A 22,008-nucleotide genomic window follows, 5' to 3' on the forward strand; every position below is an offset into this window, starting at 1 on the left:
CACACCGCGGAGCACGGAGCAGGAAGCCGGGAAGGTCGGCGTACACCATGCATGTCACGCATCTGTCGCTGGCCGACTTCCGCTCGTACGCCCGGGTCGAGGTGCCTCTCGACCCGGGCGTCACCGCGTTCGTGGGGGCCAACGGCCAGGGGAAGACCAATCTCGTCGAGGCCGTCGGCTATCTCGCGACGCTCGGCAGCCACCGGGTCTCCTCCGACGCCCCGCTGGTGCGCATGGGCGCGGACCGGGCTGTCATCAGGGCGGCCGTCACCCAGGGCGAACGGTCCCAGCTGGTCGAGCTCGAGCTGAATCCGGGCAAGGCGAATCGCGCCCGAATCAATCGATCGTCGCAGGTCAGACCTCGTGACGTGCTGGGGATCGTGCGTACGGTGCTGTTCGCGCCGGAGGACCTGGCGCTGGTCAAGGGCGACCCGGGCGAGCGCCGGAGGTTCCTCGACGAGCTGGTCACGGCACGGTCGCCGCGGATGGCCGGGGTGCGCTCCGACTACGAGCGGGTGCTGAAACAGCGCAACACTCTGCTGAAGTCCGCGGCGATGGCGCGCCGGCACGGCGGACGGTCCATGGACCTGTCGACCCTCGATGTGTGGGACCAGCATCTGGGCCGGGTGGGCGCCGAGCTGCTGGCACAGCGGCTGGACCTGATCGCGACGCTTCAGCCCCTGGCCGACAAGGCGTACGCGGACGTGGCGCCCGGCGGCGGTCCGGTGACTCTGGAGTACCGGAGCTCGGTGGGCGCCGGGGTGGAGCCCGCCCGTACCCGTGAGGAGCTGTACGCGCAGCTGATCGCGGCCCTCGCCGAGGTGCGCAAGCAGGAGATCGAGCGGGGTGTGACGCTGGTGGGCCCGCACCGCGACGACCTGGTCCTGGGCCTGCGCGGCATGCCGGCCAAGGGGTACGCGAGCCATGGGGAGTCCTGGTCGTACGCGCTGGCCCTGAGGCTGGCCTCGTACGATCTGCTGCGCTCCGAGGGCAATGAGCCGGTGCTGGTGCTGGACGACGTCTTCGCCGAGCTGGATGCCCGGCGACGGGAGCGGCTGGCGGAGCTGGTGGCCCCCGGTGAGCAGGTGCTGGTGACGGCCGCGGTGGACGACGACGTTCCCGGGGTGCTGGCCGGTACGCGGTACGCGGTGTCCGCCGGGGAGGTGGAGCGGCTGTGAGCGGCGAGGGAGAGGGCAAGGACCCGGCGAAGCAGCCGGAGCCCTCCGGCGTGGACCTGGCACGGGTGGCGTTGCGTGCGGCGAAGGAGCAGGCGCGGGCGCGTGGTGCGGCGGCGCAGCAGAAGAAGCAGGCCCGGCGGGGCGGCGGGCTGCGTTCCGGTGCGCGGGCGGACGGCCGGGATCCGCTGCCGCTGGGGGCCGCGATCAACCGTCTCATCACCGAGCGTGGCTGGGAGACACCGGCCGCGGTGGGCGGTGTGATGGGCCGCTGGCCGCAGATCGTGGGTGATGATCTCGCCAATCACTGTGTGCCGTTGCGTTATGACGAGGCCCCTGATGAGCGGGTACTGACGGTGCAGTGCGACTCCACGGCGTGGGCGACGCAGCTGAGGCTGCTGGCGCCGCAGCTGGTGGCCCGGCTGAACGCGGATCTGGGGCATGGAACCGTGCGGATGATCAAGGTCCTGGGGCCTGGAGGGCCCGCGCGCAGATATGGTCCGCTGCGCGCTCCGGGGAGTACCGGACCGGGCGACACCTATGGATGACGGCGTCTGACCTGGGCTTTCTCTTCTGACCTGGCGCGATCACCGTGCTGTGCGCGAGACACCGGGGATGCGGTGTGCCCTGTTTGTCACCGATAGGCCGGTTGTCTCCGTTGTGGAGATGCGTGGTGGTTGCAACCGTACGGCGGGGAGCGGGCGTCCCTCACCGTAGTGGAAGGCTGACAGGCAGAAGCGCTCAATGCCCGTGTGAGCCTCTTGAGGCCCCTTCCCGGATATGGGGAGTCGTCAGGCTCTCATTCAGGGCGGCACATGCGGACTCAGGTACCGGCAAACCCCCATTCGGGTCGGCGCTACCGGTAGACTGGTGGACAATCCCGCGTCCTTGCGGGATTCGTCGATACAAGCCGAACGACGCAGCCGCTCCCGCCTGCCCGGAGAACGGCCTGTGCTGTGCCAGAAAGGGCGCTTCGTGGCCGATTCCGGCAACCCCAACGAGAACATTCCGTCCACCCCCGGCGAGAGCAGCGCTGCTCCCGCCTCGGCCGAGGTGAAGGCCTCGGGTGAGGTGAAAGCCTCGTACGACGCCAGCGCGATCACCGTGCTGGAGGGTCTGGACGCGGTCCGCAAGCGACCTGGCATGTACATCGGCTCGACCGGTGAACGCGGTCTCCACCACCTCGTGCAAGAGGTCGTCGACAACTCGGTCGACGAGGCGATGGCCGGGCACGCGGACACCATCGACGTCACGATCCTCGCCGACGGCGGGGTGCGCGTGATCGACAACGGCCGTGGCATCCCGGTCGGCATCGTGCCGTCCGAGGGCAAGCCCGCCGTCGAGGTCGTCCTCACCGTGCTGCACGCCGGCGGCAAGTTCGGCGGCGGCGGCTACGCCGTCTCCGGTGGTCTGCACGGAGTCGGTGTCTCCGTGGTCAACGCGCTGTCCACCCGGGTGGCCGTCGAGGTGAAGACCGACGGCTACCGGTGGACCCAGGACTACAAGTTCGGCGTCCCGACGGCCCCGCTGGCCCGTAACGAGGAGACCGGTGAAACGGGCACCAGCGTCACCTTCTGGGCCGACGGCGACATCTTCGAGACGACCGAGTACTCCTTCGAGACGCTCTCGCGCCGCTTCCAGGAGATGGCCTTCCTCAACAAGGGCCTCACCCTCAAGCTGACCGACGAGCGCGAGTCGGCGAAGGCCACGGCCGGTGCGGACAGCACGGAGGCCGCGGACGTCCCCGAGGAGGAGGCGGCCCGCTCGGTCACGTACCACTACGAGAACGGCATCGTCGACTTCGTCAAATACCTCAACTCCCGCAAGGGCGACGTCATTCACCAGTCGGTGATCGACATCGAGGCCGAGGACAAGGAGCGGCTGCTCTCGGTCGAGATCGCCATGCAGTGGAACACGCAGTACAGCGAGGGCGTCTACTCCTTCGCCAACGCGATCCACACGCACGAGGGCGGTACGCACGAGGAGGGCTTCCGTGCGGCGCTGACCTCGCTGGTCAACCGGTACGCGCGCGACAAGAAGCTGCTGCGCGAGAAGGACGACAACCTCACCGGTGAGGACGTCCGCGAGGGCCTGACGGCCATCATCTCGGTGAAGCTGGGCGAGCCGCAGTTCGAGGGCCAGACGAAGACCAAGCTGGGCAACACGGAGGCCAAGACCTTCGTACAGAAGGTCGTCCACGAGCAGCTGACGGACTGGTTCGACCGGAACCCCAACGAGGCCGCCGACATCATCCGCAAGGGCATCGCCGCCTCGACCGCCCGCGTGGCGGCCCGCAAGGCGCGCGATCTGACCCGGCGCAAGGGCCTGCTGGAGAGCGCTTCGCTGCCCGGCAAGCTCAGCGACTGCCAGTCGAACGACCCGACCAAGTGCGAGATCTTCATCGTCGAGGGTGACTCCGCCGGCGGCTCGGCGAAGTCCGGCCGCAACCCGATGTACCAGGCCATTCTGCCGATCCGCGGCAAGATCCTGAACGTCGAGAAGGCCCGGGTCGACAAGATCCTGCAGAACACCGAGGTCCAGGCGCTGATCTCGGCCTTCGGTACCGGGGTCCACGAGGACTTCGACATCGAGAAGCTGCGCTATCACAAGATCATCCTGATGGCGGACGCCGATGTCGACGGTCAGCACATCAACACCCTGCTGCTGACCTTCCTCTTCCGCTTCATGCGACCGCTGGTCGAGGCCGGCCACGTCTACCTCTCGCGCCCGCCGCTCTACAAGATCAAGTGGGGCCGGGACGACTTCGAGTACGCGTACTCGGACCGCGAGCGCGACGCCCTGGTCGAGCTCGGGAAGCAGAACGGCAAGCGGATCAAGGAAGACTCGATCCAGCGCTTCAAGGGCCTCGGCGAGATGAACGCCGAGGAGCTGCGTGTCACCACGATGGACGTCGACCACCGTGTGCTCGGCCAGGTCACGCTCGACGACGCGGCGCAGGCCGACGACCTGTTCTCGGTGCTGATGGGTGAGGACGTCGAGGCGCGGCGCTCGTTCATCCAGCGCAACGCCAAGGACGTCCGCTTCCTCGACATCTGAGTCGGCCGTACAAGGAGGAGGGTCCGGCGACCCTCCAAGCCGCAGCGCGAAAGGACTTTGACCAGCAATGGCCGACGAGAACACCCCTGCCCCCGTGACGCCCGAAGAGGTCCCGCCCGTCGAGGGCGTGGGCATGCGTGTCGAGCCCGTCGGGCTCGAGACGGAGATGCAGCGCTCCTACCTCGACTACGCGATGTCCGTCATCGTGTCGCGCGCCCTGCCCGACGTGCGGGACGGTCTCAAGCCCGTCCACCGCCGGGTGCTGTACGCGATGTACGACGGCGGCTACCGGCCCGAGAAGGGCTTCTACAAGTGCGCCCGCGTCGTCGGTGACGTCATGGGTACGTACCACCCGCACGGCGACTCCTCGATCTACGACGCCCTGGTCCGCCTGGCGCAGCACTGGTCGATGCGCATGCCGCTGGTGGACTCCAACGGCAACTTCGGTTCTCCGGGCAACGACCCGGCCGCCGCCATGCGGTACACCGAGTGCAAGATGATGCCGCTGTCCATGGAGATGGTCCGGGACATCGACGAGGAGACCGTCGACTTCAAGGACAACTACGACGGCCGCAACCAGGAGCCGGTGGTTCTGCCGGCGCGCTTCCCGAACCTGCTGATCAACGGTTCGGCGGGCATCGCGGTCGGCATGGCGACCAACATCCCGCCGCACAACCTGCGCGAGGTCGCGTCCGGCGCCCAGTGGTACCTGGAGCACCCGGAGGCCTCGCAGGAGGAGCTCCTGGACGCCCTCCTCGAACGGATCAAGGGCCCGGACTTCCCGACGGGCGCGCTCGTCGTGGGCCGCAAGGGCATCGAGGAGGCGTACCGCACGGGCCGTGGTTCGATCACGATGCGCGCGGTCGTGGCGGTTGAGGAGATCCAGAACCGCCAGTGCCTGGTCGTGACGGAGCTTCCGTACCAGACCAACCCCGACAACCTCGCCCAGAAGATCGCCGACCTGGTCAAGGACGGCAAGGTCGGCGGCATCGCGGACGTCCGTGACGAGACCTCGTCGCGCACGGGCCAGCGTCTGGTCGTCGTGCTGAAGCGGGACGCGGTCGCCAAGGTCGTACTGAACAACCTGTACAAGCACACCGACCTGCAGTCCAACTTCGGCGCCAACATGCTGGCGCTGGTGGACGGGGTGCCGCGCACCCTGTCGATCGACGCGTTCATCCGCCACTGGGTGACGCACCAGATCGAGGTCATCGTCCGGCGTACGAGGTTCCGGCTGCGCAAGGCCGAGGAGCGCGCGCACATCCTGCGCGGGCTGCTCAAGGCCCTGGACGCCATCGACGAGGTCATCGCCCTCATCCGGCGCAGCCAGACCGTCGAGGTCGCGCGTGAGGGCCTGATGGGCCTGCTGGAGATCGACGAGATCCAGGCGAACGCGATCCTGGAGATGCAGCTGCGCCGGCTGGCCGCGCTGGAGCACCAGAAGATCACCGCCGAGCACGACGAGCTCCAGGCGAAGATCAACGAGTACAACGCGATCCTGGTGTCGCCCGAGCGGCAGCGGCAGATCGTCAGCGAGGAGCTGGCGGCGATCGTCGACAAGTTCGGCGACGACCGGCGGTCCAAGCTCGTGCCCTTCGACGGCGACATGTCCATCGAGGACCTGATCGCCGAGGAGGACATCGTCGTCACGATCTCCCGCGGCGGCTATGTGAAGCGCACGAAGACGGACGACTACCGCTCGCAGAAGCGCGGCGGCAAGGGGGTGCGCGGCACGAAGCTCAAGGAAGACGACATCGTCAACCACTTCTTCGTGTCGACGACGCACCACTGGCTGCTGTTCTTCACCAACAAGGGCCGGGTGTACCGGGCCAAGGCCTACGAGCTCCCGGACGCCGGCCGCGACGCCCGCGGCCAGCACGTGGCCAACCTGCTGGCCTTCCAGCCGGACGAGGAGATCGCGCAGATCCTGGCGATCCGCGACTACGACGCCGCGCCGTACCTGATCCTCGCGACGAAGGGCGGTCTGGTGAAGAAGACCGCGCTGAAGGACTACGACTCGCCTCGTTCCGGCGGTGTCATCGCCATCAACCTGCGCGAGACGGCCGATGGCAGTGACGACGAGCTGATCGGCGCGGAGCTCGTGTCGTCCGAGGACGACCTGCTGCTCATCAGCAGGAAGGCCCAGTCGATCAGGTTCACCGCGACGGACGAAGCGCTGCGCCCGATGGGCCGCGCCACTTCGGGTGTCAAGGGCATGAGTTTCCGCGAGGGAGACGAACTGCTCTCGATGAATGTCGTCCGGCCCGGTACTTTCGTGTTCACTGCCACTGACGGCGGGTACGCGAAGCGGACCCCTGTCGACGAGTACCGCGTTCAGGGTCGCGGCGGCCTGGGCATCAAGGCCGCCAAGATCGTGGAGGACCGGGGCTCGCTGGTCGGTGCGCTGGTGGTCGAGGAGACGGACGAGATCCTGGCCATCACGCTCGGCGGTGGTGTGATTCGTACGCGAGTCAATGAAGTCAGGGAGACGGGCCGTGACACCATGGGCGTCCAACTGATCAATCTGGGCAAGCGAGACGCCGTTGTGGGCATCGCGCGCAACGCCGAGGCAGGCCGTGAGGCCGAGGAGGTCGACGGATCCGTCGACCCCGATGCCGAAGGCGAGTCGGCCGGGGCAGTGACAGCAGAGGCCACCACGGCCGACGCGACTGCCGAGAACACGGCCGACGGCACAGTCGAGGGCAACACGTCCTCGACCGGGGAGCACGAGGAGTAGAGCGTGAGTGGAGCCACGGGCGCCGGTTCGGCCGCTTCCGAAGCCGGCGGGAACGGCGCCCGTGGCTCTGCCACGGACTCCCAAGGGGGCACTGTGACGGATACCAGGGGCCCTCAGCCCCAGTACGAGGGTTACGCGACCGGGCCGTTGCCCGGTGAACGCGAACCCGCACCGGGCCAGGCGGGCCCGTACCACCCGCCGCAGGCCTACCCCTCGCCCCCGGGCGGGACCCAGGGTGGCCGGTCCCACGGGGGGCGGCAGGGCGCCATGCAGGGCGCGGGAGCTGCCCAGGCGACCCGTAGACCCCGGACGGGGGCGCGGACGACTCCGCGTACCCGCAAGGCACGTCTGCGTGTGGCCAAGGCCGATCCGTGGTCGGTGATGAAGGTCAGCTTCCTGCTGTCCATCGCGCTCGGCATCTGCACGGTGGTCGCGTCGGCGGTGCTGTGGATGGTCATGGACGCGATGGGCGTCTTCGAGACCGTCGGCGGCACGATCAGCGAGGCGACCGGTTCCAACGAGGGCAACGGCTTCGACCTGCAGTCGTTCCTGTCCCTGCCGCGGGTGCTGATCTTCACCTCGGTCATCGCCGTGATCGACGTGGTGCTGGCGACCGCGCTGGCGACGCTGGGCGCCTTCATCTACAACCTGTCGGCGGGCTTCGTGGGCGGCGTCGAGCTGACGCTGGCCGAGGACGAGTAGCGACGCGGGTATCGATTTTGGGACTGGCCCCGACGTGCGCTAATCTTCTTCACGTCAGCGCGACACAAAAGCGCGGCGGGGCTATAGCTCAGTTGGTTAGAGCGCATCCCTGATAAGGATGAGGCCACAGGTTCAAATCCTGTTAGCCCCACTTCAACGAAGGCCCCCCACCGGTACCGGTGGGGGGCCTTCGGCGTATGTCTTGCGTTGTCCCGTCAAGAACCAGGGGCCAGGGGCGGCAGCCATGACCGGTACCGGGGCGCAGCGGCGTGGGGCCGGGTTCGCGGCCGAAGCCGTGGACCGTCCCGGGGCGTCGGCCGTACCGCGGAGCACTGCGCGCGCTCCGTTGCCGCCCGGCGGGCGGTGCGGCGGTGGGCGGGTGCTGTGCGAGTTCGCCGGGGCGCGGCATCGGTGTACCGGGCGGAAACGTGTCCGGGCATGAAGAAGGCCCCCGCCGGGGAATCCCGGGCCAGGGGCCTCGCAGTGTCAGGTGCGCCGCTCTCAGGGCGGGAGGAGGGACGCGTCTCCCGCAGGGGCGCCGTGCGAGGCGCGGGCGGTGCCGGTGGTGTGCGCGGTGTCCGTCGTGTCCGCGGACAGCTGCCGGGTCGCGGGTGAGGAGCCGTGCGCCTCGGCGCGGATGCGCTGCTTCATCGTGGGTGGCAGCGCCCGGTCACGCGGAAGGGTCCATCGCACCGACGGGGCGTTCGGAGTTGCCGGGGTCGCGGCCCTGTGCTCGTGGCTCGTGGCCGCCGGCTCCGTGACCGTGGCTTCCGTGGCCGAGGCGGTGGTGCTCGCGAAGCCCAGCGACGCGAGCAGGGCGAAGAACGCGGTGACGAGGGCGGTCCAGATGCTCTTGGCCTTGAAGGTGCTCATGGCCCCTCACTTTCAGGTGGTCCGTTTTGCTTACCTTTCTGATGATGTGGATCCGGCTCGCGTTTTCGTGGACCGACGCCACCGATATGCCGTTCTTCAGATGAACACCACTCGTATGGTGCAACCGGCTCCGGGACGCGCGGTCCGGGCCGGGCCGGACCGGGGCGGGCGCGGCCCGGGGGCTCCCGGCGGGCGTCCGTACTCGACGGCCGGCCGGTGCACATCCCTCCGGTGATCGCTCCTCCGTAGGCGCCAGTTGGGTTGCGGGGAGGTCACCGGTCGATATCGGCCGATGTGTATAGTCGGTCAGCAGAACTCCCCAATGCCAAGGAAAGACGAGGTCGCGCGGTGAAGAAGCTTCTCCTGGTCGCACTGGCCGCCATCGGCGGGCTCCTCGTGTACCGCCAGATCCAGGCGGATCGCGCCGAGCAGGATCTGTGGACGGAGGCGACTGACTCCGTGCCCGCAGGTTCGGGTGTGTGAGACGGAACAGCCTGTAGCGGGCCCCGGTCGCGGATGCGGCCGGGGCTTCGTGCTGTTGCGGGACCGTGACGCCTGTGCCCTTGAGTTCACCTAAGCAAATCAATAGGTTGCTTAAGCAAAGAAGCCGGGAACTCGGTCGAGGGGGCATGCGTGAGGGCACGCGATCACCACCGCACTGTGCGGATGAGGACATGGACCGGCGGGGCGCTGCTCGCCCTGGCAGTGGGCGCGGTGCCGGTCATGGCGGACCCGGCGGTCGCCGTCGGCGCACCTGACACGGTCCGGTCCCAGGGGAGCGGCAGCCTGGTCATGGTGCTCGACTCGTCCGGATCCATGGGGGACGAAGACGGTACGGGGCGCACCCGGATGGAGAGTGCCCGTACGGCCGTCTCCACGGTCGTGGACGGCCTCCCGGACGGATTTCCCACCGGACTGCGGGTGTACGGGGCCGACCGGCCGCAGGGCTGCGCGGACACCCGGCTCGTACGCCCCGTGCGCACGCTCGACAGGGCCGCGATGAAGCGGGCGGTGGAGGCCGTGCGTCCCAGGGGGGACACCCCCATCGGCCTGTCGCTTCGCAAGGCCGCGCAGGACCTGCCTCAGCCCGCGCACGGGGCCATCGGTACGCGAACGATCCTGCTGATCTCCGACGGCGAGGACAACTGCGGTACGCCGCAGCCCTGCGAGGTCGCCGAGCAGCTCGGCAAGGAGGGGGTCGGGCTGCGGATCGACACCGTCGGATTCCAGGTGAAGGGCGCGGCCCGCAAGCAGTTGGAGTGCATCGCGAACGCGGGCAACGGCCGTTACTACGACGCACCGGACGCCGAGGCGCTGGCCCGTCAGCTCCAGCGCGCCTCCCAGCTCTCCGCCGACGGCTACCGCCTGCGGGGCGAGCGGGTGGCGGGCGCTGCCACAGCCGACAGGGCCCCCGTGCTCGTGCCCGGGCAGTATCTGGACACCATCGGGCCGGGTGAGAAGCGTTACTACGCGGTCGATCTGGACGCCGTGTCCACGGTGGACTTCGCGGCGACGGCGGTGCCGCAACCCGGGGCCGCCGTGGACACGTTCGACGCGCTGAGCACCACGATCGAGTACGACGGGAACGGCTCCTGCGGGACGCACACCGAGCGCTTCCTGCAGAAGGAGGGAGCGGTTCCGCTCACTTCGGCGGTCGCCCGCGTCCGCTCGGAGCAGGGAACCCGCACCTGTGACCGCGCCGGCCGGTACCGGCTGGTGGTGGAGCGGGAGAGCAAGAAGGGCTCCGACGCGGCGCGTTGGCCCGTTGAGCTGGTGTACGGGGTCGAGGCACCGCTGGCGGAGGGGGTGACCCCCGCCCAGTCGCAGACGGAGTACGGCTCGGGCGGCAGGAAGGCCGCCCTGCCGACGGGTGAGCCCCGTGACGTTCGCGGGGGCACCGGCTTCAACGACGCCGAGACGATCGGCGAGGGCGTGTGGCGCGACCGGATCCTGCCGTCCCAGACGCTCTGGTACAAGGTGCCGGCGGACTGGGGCCAGCAGGTGCGCTACGACGTGGAGTTCGCGAACGAGCCCACGGTGGACCGTTCCACGGTCACGTACTCCTACGGGGCGACCCGGCTCTACACGCCGGCGCGCCACCCGCTCACCGGAGGCACGGAGTTCAACCCGCACGCGATATACAGCGGCCGTCCCGCGGCCGTGGCGATGGGCGGGGTTCCGGTCGCCTGGACCAACCGCTACGAGAACCGGACCGACGTCCAGCCGGTGCACACCGACGGCGGCTTCTACATCTCGGTGACGCTGGGCGCGCAGGCCGCGGAGATCGCCGAGAATCCGCAGATCGGTCTGGTGCTGAGGGTGTCGGTGCCCGGAGAGGAACGGACCGGTCCCGAGCACGGCGCTCCCGCGGCGGCGAAGAAGCCCGGTGGTACGGCCGCGCGGGGCCCCGGGCACAAGGCCGATTCGATCGCGTCCGCAGACACCGGTGGTGCGGGAGGGGCAGGATGGACCGGCATCGCGGCTGCTGCCGGGGCGGCCGTCATGGCTGTGCTGGTCGCTGTGTTCGTATATGTACGCAGCCGCCGCGGGGCAGCCGCACGGACGACGAGGGGAAGCGCGTGATGAGGCAGCGCAGCAGGGGCCGGGTGGCGCCGGCCGTGGTCGCGGCGATGTGCGCGGTGGTGGCGCTGCCGGGAGCGGCGTACGGGTCCGGTGACGCCGCTCCGTACGCCTTCGACCCGGAGGCGAAGGCGGTGAGCGGCGCTGCGGTCAACACCGATGCGACGGAGCTCAAGGCCGGTTCGGTCCACAAGAGTTCGATCAAGGTCGGCGAGAAGCTCTACTACCGCCTGAACCTGGACGCGACGACCAACGCGTACGTCTCGGCCGTCGCCGTGCCCAGGGGCGGCGGCAAGGTCGCCTACGGGGACGGAATCACGGTCAGCATCAGGGACAGTTCGGACCTGCGGTGCAGCTCCGAGGAGGCCAACTTCGCGTCCGCCGAGTTCCCCCGCCCGATCACCGCGTACGCCTACCGGGTCGTGGAGAAGGACAGCGGCACCTGCCAGGGCCCCGGTACGTACAACGTCCTGGTCGAGCGCGAGACCAAGGCCACCTCGGGGCCCGAGGAGTGGGATCTCGAACTGCGCTACACCTCGGAGCCGCAGCTCGCCGACGACGCCGCGATGCCGACCGAGGCGCCGGAGGACTGGCCGTCCGCCTCACCCGCGCCGCCCACGCCCGTCTCCGACAACCGCAGGCACGGCGGCACCAGTTACTACGACGCGACGAGTCTGGACACGGGTGAGTGGAAGGACGGGATCAAGCCGGGACAGACCCTCTTCTACCGCGTTCCGCTGGACTGGGGGCAGCAGATCTTCGCCACGGCCGGCCTCGGCAACAGCCCCGCCTCCGACGAGTACATCGGCAGCGCGCTCGCCCTGTCCCTGGACAACCCGGCCCAGGGCCATGTCGACGACGCGTCGCCGATGGCGTACGCGGGCAAGCCGGCATCCGTCTCGCTGGACCCGGTGCCTCCGGTCGCGTACCGGAACAGGTTCGACTCCAGCAGCAGCGTCAGCGCCATGCGCTTCGCGGGCTGGTACTACCTGTCCGTCTCGCTGAGCCCCGAGGTCGCCAAGGACTACGGCAGCGAGCCGTTCCCGCTGACGCTGTCGGTCAAGGTCGACGGCACGGCCGGCAAGACGCCGTACGCGGGCGATCCCGGGATCTTCGCGGTCACGGATGACGACAAGGACCTGGCCAGGAGCGGCCGGAGCGGCCCGCAGGCCGCCGCGAGCAAGAGCGACCACATGAAGCTGATCGGCGCGGCGGGGATCGGCGCGGGCACCGTGCTGGTCCTGGCGCTGGGCGCGTGGATGCTCATCGCCCGGCGCCGTGTCGCCGCCGTCACCGGGCAGCCTCCGTACGGAGGGCCGCCGCCGCAGGCCTGGTAGGCCGGGGACCGCGCCGGTGCGGCAGGCCGAACCGGCGCGGTCCCCGGGCCGGTTCGGCCTCGGCTCAGGCCTGGGTCAGCGCCCAGATGCCCACGGCGAAACAGACCAGCGCCACCAGCAGCACCGGGACCGCCACCTTCGGGGACGGTCCCGGACGCGTTCGCGGGGCGTGCGGAGCCGCGTGCGACGCGGGCGACGGGACGTGTGCCGCGACCGGGGCGTGCGGGTACTGGCCGGTATAGGCGCGGGTGGGCGGCTGCTCGTGCCGCACCGGGGAGGTGGGGGCCTGCGAGGGATCCGGTACGGCGGCGGGGAAGGGGGCTGCCGGGTGGGCCGGGGAGTGCGGAGTGAGGGGATGCGCGGCGGCCTGGGGCGCGGGTACGGGTACGGGTGCGGCCTGCGGCGGGGGCGGCGGGAGGTGGAAGCTGCCCGTCTCCGACATCGCGGCCGGAGGGTGCCCGTACGACTGCTGTCCGGTGGCCCGGTGTTCGTGGGCGTGCTGCTCGGTCACCGGCTGTCCGTCCGCCGGCTGGGGGATCTGGGCAGCCTGGGAGGTCTGCGGGGGCTGTGGGTTCTGCGAGGTCTGAGAGGTCTGGGAGGTCTGCGGGTCCTGCGGGGGCTGTACGGGGCCGGTCGGGCCGAATCCCGCGGGCAGCGGGCCGATCTGGTCGAAGACCTCCACGGGCTCCTCGTCGGCCCCGGGCTCCGGCAGCATCTCGACGGCTGCCGTCAGGGCCTTGCGCGCGCCTGTGGCGGTACGGAACCGGGCCTGCGGGTCCGGCTGCAGCAGCCCGGCGAGAACCTGCCAGAGCGGCTCGGGAATGCCCTCGGGGGCGCTGGGCGTCCCGTGCGAGGCGAAGTGCTCGACGAGCGCCTGGGAGTCGGGCTTCCGGCCCTGGAGCAGATACAGGGCGACGAGGCCGACGGCGAAGAGGTCCGCGGAGAAGTCCGGCTCCGCGCCCAGCATCTGCTCGGGTGCGAAGTAACCCGGAGTCCCCACCACGTAGTTCGTCTCGGTGAGACGGGGCTCGCCCTTGCGCATGGAGATGCCGAAGTCGGACAGCCGCAGATGCGGCCGGCCGGTTCCGGTGGCCTCCATCAGGATGTTGGCGGGCTTGATGTCCCGGTGTACGACCCCTTCGGCGTGCACCGTCGACAACCCGGACAGCAGCTGGTCGAGCAGCGTGCAGACGAACCTCGGGGGCAACGGGCCGTAGTCGCCTATGACATGGGCCAGCGAACCGCCACTGACCAGGTCCATGGTGAACAGGACCTTGTCGTCGTCCGCCGCCCAGCTCGCAGGGGCGAGCACATGCGGATGCTCGATCCGCAGCGCCTGCTCACGCACGAAGCGCAGCAGTGTGTGCGCGTCGCTCTGCTGAAGGACCTTGGCCGCCACATATCGGCGGCGTCGGTGGTCCCAGGCACGCCAGACAGCGCCGACCCCACCCCGTCCGATCGGATCGATCAGTTCGTACCGACCGGCGAAGACCTCACCCATTGCGCTGCGCCCGCTCCCGTCCAGGTCCGTGCGTCGTTGTGCCTGCGCCCGGACCCGGATCCTCCGGCTGCCGGGCGGGGTACTAGTTCTGGTGTCCCTCGTAGTGCGCCACCGCGTCGGCGGTGCGCCCCGCGCCGTACACCCTGAGGAACTCTGCCAGTTCGGGGTGGGTCGGGGCGAGGGAGTCGGCGGCATCGATGATGTCACCGGCGGCCGCGACGGACCGCAGCAGTGACTGGATCTCGCGGACCACGCGGCGGACGGTGGGGCCGCCGCCGCCGTGCGTCGTGGTCTGGCCGGTACCGGTGAGCACGGAGCCTCCCTGGGACTTCTTGATCTCCTCCATGCGCTCGGTGGCCTCTCCCGCGCTGACGCTGCCGTCCGCGACCTGGCCGGCCAGTTCCTGGAGCGCCTGGACACGCTGGACGACCGCGGGATTGCCGATCTTCGCCCGCTGGCCGCTCATGAGCTGGGAGAGCATGGGAGCGGACAGCCCGAGCACCGCGGCGAGCCGGGCCTGGTTCAGGCCCAGATCATCTATCAGCCGTCGGAAGAGCGCGCCCAGCGGCTCCCCGTACCAGCTTCGCTGGAGATCCCTGGCTCTGGCCGTTGCCTCTTGCTGCGCTGCATCCATGGCGTCTCCCCTTCGCTGCGGCTTCGCTGCTGCGAACCTCGACGAGCATCTTACGGAGAGTGGTTGCCAACCGGGAGTCCCTATCTTTTTGGAGGATTCAGGGGGTCACCCGGTACTCTGGTCTGCGGCGGTGGCGCACGACACCTGATGGTGGACGCTGCCCGCTGTTCGGGGCCTTAGCTCAGTTGGTAGAGCGCTGCCTTTGCAAGGCAGATGTCAGGAGTTCGAATCTCCTAGGCTCCACCTCGGTGGACCCCTCTGAACTGCGGAAACGTAGTCAGAGGGGTCCTTTTTTATCCCGCTTTCCTGTTGCTGGTGCGGCAGCACCGCTGGTGCGGCCGAATCCGTCAGTCCAGACGTCTGCGGGTCCACCGGACGGCCAGCGCACCCAGGGCGACGGCAAGGCCGAGGAAGACACCGGTCTCCGCCCACTGCAGGGTCCAGAAGTTGCCGGCGGCCTGATAGGTGACGCGTTGGTGGTAGCCGGCCCGGGCGAGGGCGTCGACGCATGCCTTGATCGAGTCGCAGTCGGTGTACGCGGGTGGCAGGGCGTGGGCGGGGTGTCCGGTGGCGTCGAGGGTCTGCTCCGCGACGGTCCAGGTGTCCGGTCTGCCGATGTCGACGTGGGAGACGGAGTCGAGGAGGTAGTTCGCCATGCGGTCGTGGGTGAAGGGGACCGTGAGGGTGGTGGCCGGGGCCAGGTGGGCCCGGATCCACAGCGGCATCGCCAGGAGAACCGCGGTGTACGTGGCGAGGGTGGCGGCCATGGCGGGGAGCGTGCGGCGGATGATGACGCCGAAGGTGACGCCCAGGACGAAGGCGAAGAGGGCGTAGCCGAGCGGAACGATGCCGCGGGCGCTGAAGACCGCCGGGTCGATGCGTGGGACGAAGCTGTCGGTGTTGTCGGATCCGCCCGCGGCGACGGCCTGGTCGACGGGGCTGCTCCACCAGGTGACCGCGAAGCTGATCAGGCCGCTCGCGGCCACGGTGACGAGACCCGTGAAGGCGAGTTTGGTCAGCAGCCAGCGGCTGCGGGTGACCCCCTGGTTCCAGGCGAGGCGGTGGGTGCCGCTCTCCAGCTCGCGGGCGACGAGCGGGGCGCCCCAGAACATGCCGATCAGGGGCGGTACGAGGAGGACGGTGACACCGCCGACGAAGTAGAGGGCGGTTTCGGTGCCGGTGAGCTGCGCCACGAGACCGCGCCCCGCGGTGGTGCGCAGGTCGGCCAGGCGAGGACCGGTTGCGGCGAGAAGGGCGGCGAGGGCTGTCAGCGCTCCGATGAACACCGTTGCCTGGGTGCGGAACTGTCGCCAGGTCAGCCAGATCATCGGCGGGTCTCCCGAGCGTCGACGGTACGGAGGCCGGGGCCCGGGGCGGAGGTGGTGCGGCGGCCGATGCAGGCCAGGACGATGTCTTCGAGGGAGAGTGGTTCGACCGTCCACGCGGGATCGTGGGGGAGCCGCGCCGGGGCGTCGGTGCGTACGACGTGTGTGGTCCAGCCATCGGCGGTACGGGACGTGGTGAGGGCGTGGTGGGGGGCGGGCAGGCCTGCCGGGACACCGGCCGGGCCGGTCACACGGAGGTGTCCGGTCAGCAGGTCGGCGAGCCCGGCGTTCACCTGCACGCGGGAGTCGACGAGCACGATCACGTGGTCGCAGACCCGTTCGACGTCGGAGACCAGGTGGGAGGAGAGCAGGACGCTCATTTCCTGCCCGGCGATCGCCTCCGTGACGTCGTCGAGGAACTCGCGGCGGGCCAGCGGGTCCAGGGCGGCGACCGGCTCGTCGAGGACGAGGAGATCGGGGCGTTTGGCGAGGCCCAGCGTGAGGGCGAGCTGGGCGCGCTGCCCGCCGGACAGACGTCCGGCGCGCTGGTCGGGACCGAGGCCGATGCGGCGGATCCGGTCGCGGGCGAGCGCGGCGTCCCAGCCGGGGTTGAGGCGGGCGCCGAGCGCGAGGTGGTCGGCGACGGTCAGGGCGGAGTACGTGGGGGTGTCCTGGGCGACGAAGCCGACCCTGGCGAGCTGCGCGGAGCCGGTGGCGGGGCGGCCCCCGCAGACCTCGATGGTGCCCGTGGTCGGGGCGAGCATGCCGGAGGCGAGGTTCAGCAGGGTTGACTTGCCGGCTCCGTTGGGGCCGACCAGGCCGACGACGCGGCCCGCGGGAACGTCGAGGGTGCAGTCCGACAGGGCCCAGCGCCGTCGGTATCTCTTGCCCAGGCCCCGGGCGCTCAATGCGGCAGTCACGTGTTGTCCTCCTCGGCGGTGCGGGTCCCTGTGACCTGCGTCGCTGGGACGCTACGAGCGGGGGGCGGGCGGGCGCGTCCGGCGCCCGGACCCTTTCCTCTCCTGCGCCCGGAGGACCAGGGCCGGGGTCCTCCGGGAGATGTAGACGAGCGAAGTACGCCGGCGTGCGAGCACGGGCTGAAAGGAGGACGCCGCGGGGTGGCGGGGCCTGTGACAATCGGCGGGTGATGAACGTATCGGCGACGGACAGCCTGCGAGCCGGGTTCGCGGCGCTGAAGCGGCCGACGGGTCCCTTGCCCCGTCCCTCAAGGCGTGAGCTGATCCTCGACGGTGTCTTCGCCCTGTTCGCCGTGATCGCCGCGGTCAACTCCGGGCTGAGCGTCGGTATGGACCGTACGTACAAGATCGTCGACGGTACCGTGCGCGTGGTCGAGGGCTCCGGCAACTACGTCGGCGCGCTGGGACCGATGCTCCTGTGCGCCCTGCCCCTCGCCCTGCGCCGCCGGTACCCGCTGGCCGTGCTCTGGGCGGTGATCGCCGCAGGACTGATGGCGCCGGGCAGTGAGGCGCGGATGATCCTCTACGCGGCCCTGGTCGCGACGTACTCCGCCGTTGTGCACAGCCCGTACCGGATACCCACGCTCGTGAGCGTCGCCGTGGCGCTGCTCGTCCTGAACGGGGCCAGGACCCCGGACGTACCCACCATTCAGAACGAGTACGTCGCGCTGCTCATCGTGCTGCCGCTCGCCGTCGTCGCGGACGGCATGCGGCAGTGGCGGCTGCGGGCCGACGCACGTCAGGAACGTATGGCGGACCTGGAGCGGGAACAGGCCGCGGAGCTGCGCCGTGCTGCCGAGCGCGAGCGGGCCCGTATCGCCCGCGAGCTGCACGACGTGGTCACCCACAACGTCAGCATGATGGTCATCCAGGCCGGCGCGGCACGGAAGATCATGGGCAGCGAACCCGAGACGGCCGGCCAGGCGCTCCTGGCGGTGGAGGCCGCCGGCCGGTCGGCGTTGGTGGAACTGCGGCACACGATGGGGCTGCTCACCCTGAACGCGGAAGACGATCCCGCTGCCCTGGCCAGGGACCTCGCTCCGCAACCCGGCCTGGACGAACTCGACGCGCTCGTGGGCCGGGTACGGGACACGGGCCTGAGCGTCGGGCTGACGGTGACCGGCAGCCGCCGTCCGGTCCCGTCCGGCATCGGGCTCACCGTCTACCGCGTGGTCCAGGAGGCGCTGACCAACACCACCAAGCACGCGCGGGGCGCGAGCGTGAGCGTCGCGCTCGCCTACGATTCCGGCGCCCTGCACACAGAGGTCGTGGACACGGGCGGCACACCGGGTCCCGGCGCGGCGGGAGGCGGAGGGCACGGGCTGATCGGACTGCGGGAAAGGATCGCGGTCTACGGCGGCACGCTCCACACCGGGCCGACCCCCGGCGGAGGGTATCGCCTTGCCGCCATGATCCCTCTGGAGCCGTCGTGACCGGGCACCCCGTACGTGTGGTGGTCGCCGACGACCAGGCGCTCGTGCGTACCGGATTCCGCATGATTCTCGTGGCTGACGGCATCGACGTGGTGGCCGAGGCGGCCAACGGCGCCGAGGCCGTGGACGCCGTGCTCCGTACGCGCCCCGATGTCGTCCTCATGGACATCCGGATGCCCGGACTCGACGGCCTGGAGGCGGTGCGCCGCATCCTGCGCGAATTTCCGGACCCGGTCACCGCACCCCGCGTCATCATGCTGACCACCTTCGACCTCGACGACCTCGTCCACGAGGCACTGTCGGCCGGTGCCAGCGGCTTCCTCCTCAAGGACGTCACCCCGGAACACCTCGTCGCCGCCGTCCGGCTCGTGCGTACCGGCGATGCGCTTCTGGCCCCGTCCATCACCCGGCGCCTCATCGAGCGCCATGGCCGCCGGGTGCCCGAAGCGGAGGCCGCCGCGCCGCATCCCGGCCTGGACGCCCTGACTCCGCGAGAGCGGGACGTTCTGCACCTGCTCGCCCAGGGCCTGAGCAACACCGAACTCGCCGTCCGTCTCAGCCTCTCCGAAACCACGGTCAAGACCCACGTCTCCCGCATCCTCGCCAAGCTCCAGTTGCGCGACCGGGTCCAGGCGGTGGTTCTCGCCTACGAGACCGGTCTGGTCAGGGCGGGGGACGGGGCCACGGCCCCGGCTCCCGGCCCGACGAATCCGGGCGGGGACTCACCGTTCGGCGGGGCCGGGACGCGAAGGTGACGTCCGGCGTCCGAATCTCCCAGGCTGCGCATGATCAGACCCCCTTGATCTGCGAAGTCGCAGGCCAAGGGGGTCTTTTCCGCTCCGCGCGCCGACAGGCCGGCGGCCCGTCAGCGGGAGGTCAGGGGCGGTCGTCCGGGTCCTGTCCGTCCGGGGCGTCCAGTCCCTCCGCCTCCGCGTCGGACTGCTTGGCCCGGACCTCCGGGTCCAGGATCGTCCGGTCACTCCCGTCGACCGAGGTCAGCGGGTCACGGTCGTCGACCTCGGTGGGGGCGGGAGGCTCGACCAGCCAGTCGGGGTTGGCCTGCTTGTCCCACCAGCGCCAGACGGCGTAGGCGCAGCCCGCGAGGACTCCGGCCACGGCCAGTCCCTTGAACGCGCGGCCGCACCTGGCCCGCCGTTCGTGCTTCCGCGTCAGCTTCCTGATCTCCTTCGCCGTCACCTGACCGCGCAGCGCGGCCAGCGCGGCCGAGCTGCGGGCCGTGGCCTCCTCGGCCACGGGCTGAGCGGCGGCGATGGCGTGCTCGAAGCGGGGGACGGTGTAGTCCGCGGCGCTCCGGGCGGCCCGGCGGCTGCGCAGCGCGGCGCTCCGGGCGGCCTCGTCGACTCTGGGGGGCACGTGTGCGAGGGCGAGTTCGAGACGTGGTGCGAGGTGCGCGTCGTACTGGACACGGGCCTGCTGAGCTGCCTTCGACACCTTCGGCGCGAGCAGTGTGCGGGCCTCGTGCGCGTAGTGAACGGCCTGTTCCTTGGCCGAGTCGGCGTAGGGCGCCACCGCTACCGCGGCGTGCTGCACGCTGTCCCTCGCCGAGTCGGTTGCGGCGCGCACGCTGTCGATGCGGGTCACGGGATCCTCCTCCTTGGTGGCGGGTTGGTACTCCGCCTTTCCACCCAATTCGAGATCATGCCTGCAGAGGACCTGTGCGGCACGCGGGGCGGGCATCCGGGTCATTCGGGCCATCAGGGATGCCTCGCGGCAAGCAGGTGCAAGGGGAGCCTGCCGACGACAATGCCACGGTTTGCCCCGGCATGCGCCAGTTCGTCACGCGCGGGGGCGCATGTCTCCGCCGGCCTCCGCCGGCGGCCGACGCGGGAAGCCGCGGACCGTCGGCCGGGGAGGGGCGGAACGGTGTACCGGGCCTGTGCGGCGCAGTGCGGCCGGGCGCCGGGCGGGGCGGTCCGTGCGAGGATCGGATGACCTCAGAGCAGACTTACGGAAGGCAGATCGTGGCCGAGCAGCTTTACGCCACCTTGAAGACCAATCAGGGCGACATCGAGATCCGGCTTCTGCCGAACCACGCGCCCAAGACGGTCAAGAACTTCGTCGAGCTCGCCACCGGTGAGCGTGAGTGGACCCATCCCGCGACCGGGGCCAAGACCACGGACCGGCTCTACGACGGCACCGTCTTCCACCGCGTCATCAGCGGTTTCATGATCCAGGGCGGTGACCCGCTGGGCAACGGAACCGGCGGTCCCGGGTACGAGTTCGGTGACGAGTTCCACCCCGACCTCGCCTTCACCAAGCCGTACCTGCTGGCGATGGCCAACGCGGGTCCGGGCACCAACGGCTCGCAGTTCTTCGTGACGGTGTCGCCGACCGCGTGGCTGACCCGCAAGCACACCATCTTCGGAGAGGTGGTGGACCCGGCGAGCCAGAAGGTGGTGGACGCCATCGCGGCCACCCCGACCAACGACCGCACCGACCGCCCGCTGCAGGACGTGGTCATCGAGTCGGTCGTCGTCGAGAAGCGCTGATCGCCTGCCGTCACCGTCCGGTCACTATCCGGTCGCCGTCCGGATCCTCCGTCGGGAACCAACCGCCCTGTCTGTCCGTACTTGATTGAGAGAGCGGACACGCAGGGCGGCGCCGTGCGTGCTCCGCCGCGACGAGGACCTAGGGGACCGGGAGTGATGGGACCGATGGACCAGCAGCCGCCGCGCGGCCAGGACCCGACCCCGTCCGTCGACGGTCCGGCCGGCTGTTACCGCCACCCGGACCGGGGGATGGCGATCCGCTGCACCCGTTGCGACCGCCCGATCTGCCCCGACTGCATGGTCAGCGCCTCGGTCGGCTTCCAGTGCCCGGACTGTGTGCGCCAGGGGGCGGGTACGGGACACCACCCGGCGGCCGCCCGCCCGCGTACGCTCGCCGGCGGCAGAATCGCGGCCGACCCCCGGCTGATCACCAAGATCCTCCTGGGGATCAACATCGCGGTGTTTGCCGCGGTGCTGGCCAACGAGACGCTGGTCTACGACCTGGCGCTGCTGGGCCGGGCTCCCTATGACATCGGCAGCCCGGTCGAGGGTGTCGCGGAAGGCCAGTGGTACCGGCTGGTGACGGCGATGTTCCTGCACCAGGAGATCTGGCACATCGCCTTCAACATGCTGGGCCTGTGGTGGCTCGGCGGTCCGCTGGAAGCGGCCCTCGGCCGGGTCCGCTATCTCGCGCTCTATCTGATCTCCGGGCTGGCGGGCAGCGCGCTGACCTACTGGCTCGCCGCGCCGAACCAGCCCTCGCTGGGTGCCTCGGGCGCCATCTTCGGCCTGCTGGGCGCCACCGTGGTGCTGATGCGCCGGCTGAACTACGACATGCGTCCGGTCTTCACGATCCTGGCGATCAACCTGGTCATCACCTTCAACCCCTGGGGCGGAATCGCCTGGCAGGCGCATGTCGGAGGGCTGATCGCCGGCGCGCTGATCGCGATCGGCATGGTGCATGCCCCACGGGAGCGGCGCAATCTCGTGCAGTACGGCACCTGCGCCGTGGTGCTGGCCGCGGTGGTCCTGATCGTGGTCGCCAGAACGGCCGCACTCACCTGAGTGCCGTGCCACGCAAGCCGTGAGCCCTCTATGGACCGTTTGTGATCGAAGTTGTCCACAGCGTGCGCGCGATCGTGTGCATCCTGCGGATACAACTGCGCC

General features: G+C 70.1%; 18 protein-coding genes and 2 tRNA genes. 14 read left to right on the forward strand and 6 right to left on the reverse strand.

Annotated features, from left to right (window positions below; translation table 11 throughout):
• The first annotated feature begins 47 nt into the window (after window positions 1–47).
• The 6 genes from recF to ACZ4LX_RS07160 all read left to right on the forward strand — a co-directional run bounded on the left by recF (window position 48) and on the right by ACZ4LX_RS07160 (window position 7,822).
• Entirely contained in the window at window positions 48–1,178 is a 1,131-nt protein-coding gene (gene recF / locus ACZ4LX_RS07135; protein ID WP_467640458.1) for a DNA replication/repair protein RecF, read from the forward strand.
• Window positions 1,175–1,723 carry a DciA family protein gene (locus ACZ4LX_RS07140; protein ID WP_467640455.1) on the forward strand — a complete coding sequence of 183 codons (549 nt, stop codon included), beginning with the start codon at window positions 1,175–1,177 and terminating at the stop codon, window positions 1,721–1,723. Before recF ends, ACZ4LX_RS07140 begins: the two co-directional genes overlap by 4 nt.
• Window positions 1,724–2,126: 403 nt before the next feature.
• Window positions 2,127–4,232, forward strand: coding sequence for a DNA topoisomerase (ATP-hydrolyzing) subunit B (gene gyrB, locus ACZ4LX_RS07145; protein WP_467640452.1), 2,106 nt, complete (start codon window positions 2,127–2,129; stop codon window positions 4,230–4,232).
• Window positions 4,233–4,299: 67 nt separating this feature from the next.
• Window positions 4,300–6,969 carry a DNA gyrase subunit A gene (gene gyrA, locus ACZ4LX_RS07150; RefSeq protein WP_467640449.1) on the forward strand — a complete coding sequence of 890 codons (2,670 nt, stop codon included), beginning with the start codon at window positions 4,300–4,302 and terminating at the stop codon, window positions 6,967–6,969.
• Window positions 6,970–7,062: 93 nt separating this feature from the next.
• Window positions 7,063–7,671 carry a DUF3566 domain-containing protein gene (locus tag ACZ4LX_RS07155; RefSeq protein ID WP_467640446.1) on the forward strand — a complete coding sequence of 203 codons (609 nt, stop codon included), beginning with the start codon at window positions 7,063–7,065 and terminating at the stop codon, window positions 7,669–7,671.
• A gap of 77 nt (window positions 7,672–7,748) precedes the next feature.
• Window positions 7,749–7,822, forward strand: a tRNA-Ile gene (locus ACZ4LX_RS07160).
• A gap of 350 nt (window positions 7,823–8,172) precedes the next feature.
• On the opposite strand, the gene ACZ4LX_RS07165 is transcribed toward ACZ4LX_RS07160, so the two are convergent.
• On the reverse strand, window positions 8,173–8,544 hold the full coding sequence (locus ACZ4LX_RS07165) for a DUF6344 domain-containing protein (RefSeq protein WP_467640443.1): 372 nt from the start codon (window positions 8,542–8,544) through the stop codon (window positions 8,173–8,175).
• A gap of 348 nt (window positions 8,545–8,892) precedes the next feature.
• Between ACZ4LX_RS07165 and ACZ4LX_RS07170 the strand changes: the two genes are divergently transcribed.
• The 3 genes from ACZ4LX_RS07170 to ACZ4LX_RS07180 all read left to right on the forward strand — a co-directional run bounded on the left by ACZ4LX_RS07170 (window position 8,893) and on the right by ACZ4LX_RS07180 (window position 12,461).
• Complete coding sequence (locus tag ACZ4LX_RS07170; RefSeq protein WP_003958712.1) at window positions 8,893–9,027, forward strand: DLW-39 family protein; 135 nt, start codon at window positions 8,893–8,895, stop codon at window positions 9,025–9,027.
• A 183-nt stretch (window positions 9,028–9,210) separates the two neighbouring features.
• Window positions 9,211–11,127: a vWA domain-containing protein gene (locus tag ACZ4LX_RS07175; protein WP_467640440.1), complete on the forward strand. Its 1,917-nt coding sequence runs from the start codon at window positions 9,211–9,213 to the stop codon at window positions 11,125–11,127.
• Window positions 11,127–12,461, forward strand: coding sequence for a hypothetical protein (locus ACZ4LX_RS07180; RefSeq protein ID WP_467640437.1), 1,335 nt, complete (start codon window positions 11,127–11,129; stop codon window positions 12,459–12,461). The genes ACZ4LX_RS07175 and ACZ4LX_RS07180 overlap by 1 nt, the downstream gene beginning before the upstream one ends.
• A 64-nt stretch (window positions 12,462–12,525) precedes the next feature.
• On the opposite strand, the gene ACZ4LX_RS07185 is transcribed toward ACZ4LX_RS07180, so the two are convergent.
• Window positions 12,526–13,962, reverse strand: coding sequence for a serine/threonine-protein kinase (locus tag ACZ4LX_RS07185; protein ID WP_467640434.1), 1,437 nt, complete (start codon window positions 13,960–13,962; stop codon window positions 12,526–12,528).
• An 82-nt stretch (window positions 13,963–14,044) separates the two neighbouring features.
• Window positions 14,045–14,596, reverse strand: a complete 552-nt coding sequence (locus ACZ4LX_RS07190; RefSeq protein ID WP_467640431.1) for a helix-turn-helix domain-containing protein — start codon at window positions 14,594–14,596, stop codon at window positions 14,045–14,047.
• A 170-nt stretch (window positions 14,597–14,766) separates the two neighbouring features.
• Here ACZ4LX_RS07190 and ACZ4LX_RS07195 point away from each other — a divergent pair.
• Window positions 14,767–14,839 (forward strand) — tRNA-Ala (locus ACZ4LX_RS07195).
• A gap of 104 nt (window positions 14,840–14,943) precedes the next feature.
• Here the strand turns inward: ACZ4LX_RS07195 and ACZ4LX_RS07200 are convergent.
• A complete protein-coding gene (locus tag ACZ4LX_RS07200; protein ID WP_467640428.1) occupies window positions 14,944–15,924 on the reverse strand; it encodes an ABC-2 transporter permease in 981 nt (326 codons plus the stop codon).
• Window positions 15,921–16,841 (reverse strand): ABC transporter ATP-binding protein, encoded by a 921-nt coding sequence (locus tag ACZ4LX_RS07205; RefSeq protein ID WP_467640425.1) that lies wholly within the window; start codon window positions 16,839–16,841, stop codon window positions 15,921–15,923. Before ACZ4LX_RS07205 ends, ACZ4LX_RS07200 begins: the two co-directional genes overlap by 4 nt.
• A gap of 227 nt (window positions 16,842–17,068) precedes the next feature.
• Here ACZ4LX_RS07205 and ACZ4LX_RS07210 point away from each other — a divergent pair, with 227 nt between their 5' ends.
• The gene (locus ACZ4LX_RS07210; protein ID WP_467640578.1) at window positions 17,069–18,331 is read left to right on the forward strand and encodes a sensor histidine kinase; all 1,263 of its coding nucleotides are present in this window, start codon (window positions 17,069–17,071) and stop codon (window positions 18,329–18,331) included.
• Entirely contained in the window at window positions 18,328–19,086 is a 759-nt protein-coding gene (locus ACZ4LX_RS07215) for a response regulator (RefSeq protein ID WP_467640422.1), read from the forward strand. Before ACZ4LX_RS07210 ends, ACZ4LX_RS07215 begins: the two co-directional genes overlap by 4 nt.
• 121 nt (window positions 19,087–19,207) lie before the next feature.
• Here the strand turns inward: ACZ4LX_RS07215 and ACZ4LX_RS07220 are convergent, their stop codons facing one another.
• Entirely contained in the window at window positions 19,208–19,933 is a 726-nt protein-coding gene (locus tag ACZ4LX_RS07220; RefSeq protein WP_467640419.1) for a DUF5324 family protein, read from the reverse strand.
• Between the two features lie 380 nt (window positions 19,934–20,313).
• Between ACZ4LX_RS07220 and ACZ4LX_RS07225 the strand changes: the two genes are divergently transcribed.
• Both ACZ4LX_RS07225 and ACZ4LX_RS07230 read left to right on the forward strand, forming a co-directional pair.
• Window positions 20,314–20,841 carry a peptidylprolyl isomerase gene (locus ACZ4LX_RS07225; protein WP_467640416.1) on the forward strand — a complete coding sequence of 176 codons (528 nt, stop codon included), beginning with the start codon at window positions 20,314–20,316 and terminating at the stop codon, window positions 20,839–20,841.
• Window positions 20,842–21,006: 165 nt separating this feature from the next.
• On the forward strand, window positions 21,007–21,906 hold the full coding sequence (locus ACZ4LX_RS07230; RefSeq protein WP_467640413.1) for a rhomboid family intramembrane serine protease: 900 nt from the start codon (window positions 21,007–21,009) through the stop codon (window positions 21,904–21,906).
• The last annotated feature ends 102 nt before the right edge of the window (window positions 21,907–22,008 follow it).

It is taken from the genome of Streptomyces sp. NPDC026062 (assembly GCF_055568375.1).

Bases quoted from the DNA above. Each gene is read 5' to 3' on its own strand.
- recF (WP_467640458.1), top strand. From the start codon at position 48: ATGCATGTCACGCATCTGTCGCTGGCCGACTTCCGCTCGTACGCCCGG.
- gyrA (WP_467640449.1), top strand. From the start codon at position 4,300: ATGGCCGACGAGAACACCCCTGCCCCCGTGACGCCCGAAGAGGTCCCG.
- ACZ4LX_RS07165 (WP_467640443.1), bottom strand. From the start codon at position 8,544: ATGAGCACCTTCAAGGCCAAGAGCATCTGGACCGCCCTCGTCACCGCG.
- ACZ4LX_RS07175 (WP_467640440.1), top strand. From the start codon at position 9,211: ATGAGGACATGGACCGGCGGGGCGCTGCTCGCCCTGGCAGTGGGCGCG.
- ACZ4LX_RS07180 (WP_467640437.1), top strand. From the start codon at position 11,127: ATGAGGCAGCGCAGCAGGGGCCGGGTGGCGCCGGCCGTGGTCGCGGCG.
- ACZ4LX_RS07185 (WP_467640434.1), bottom strand. From the start codon at position 13,962: ATGGGTGAGGTCTTCGCCGGTCGGTACGAACTGATCGATCCGATCGGA.
- ACZ4LX_RS07190 (WP_467640431.1), bottom strand. From the start codon at position 14,596: ATGGATGCAGCGCAGCAAGAGGCAACGGCCAGAGCCAGGGATCTCCAG.
- ACZ4LX_RS07200 (WP_467640428.1), bottom strand. From the start codon at position 15,924: ATGATCTGGCTGACCTGGCGACAGTTCCGCACCCAGGCAACGGTGTTC.
- ACZ4LX_RS07210 (WP_467640578.1), top strand. From the start codon at position 17,069: ATGAACGTATCGGCGACGGACAGCCTGCGAGCCGGGTTCGCGGCGCTG.
- ACZ4LX_RS07230 (WP_467640413.1), top strand. From the start codon at position 21,007: ATGGACCAGCAGCCGCCGCGCGGCCAGGACCCGACCCCGTCCGTCGAC.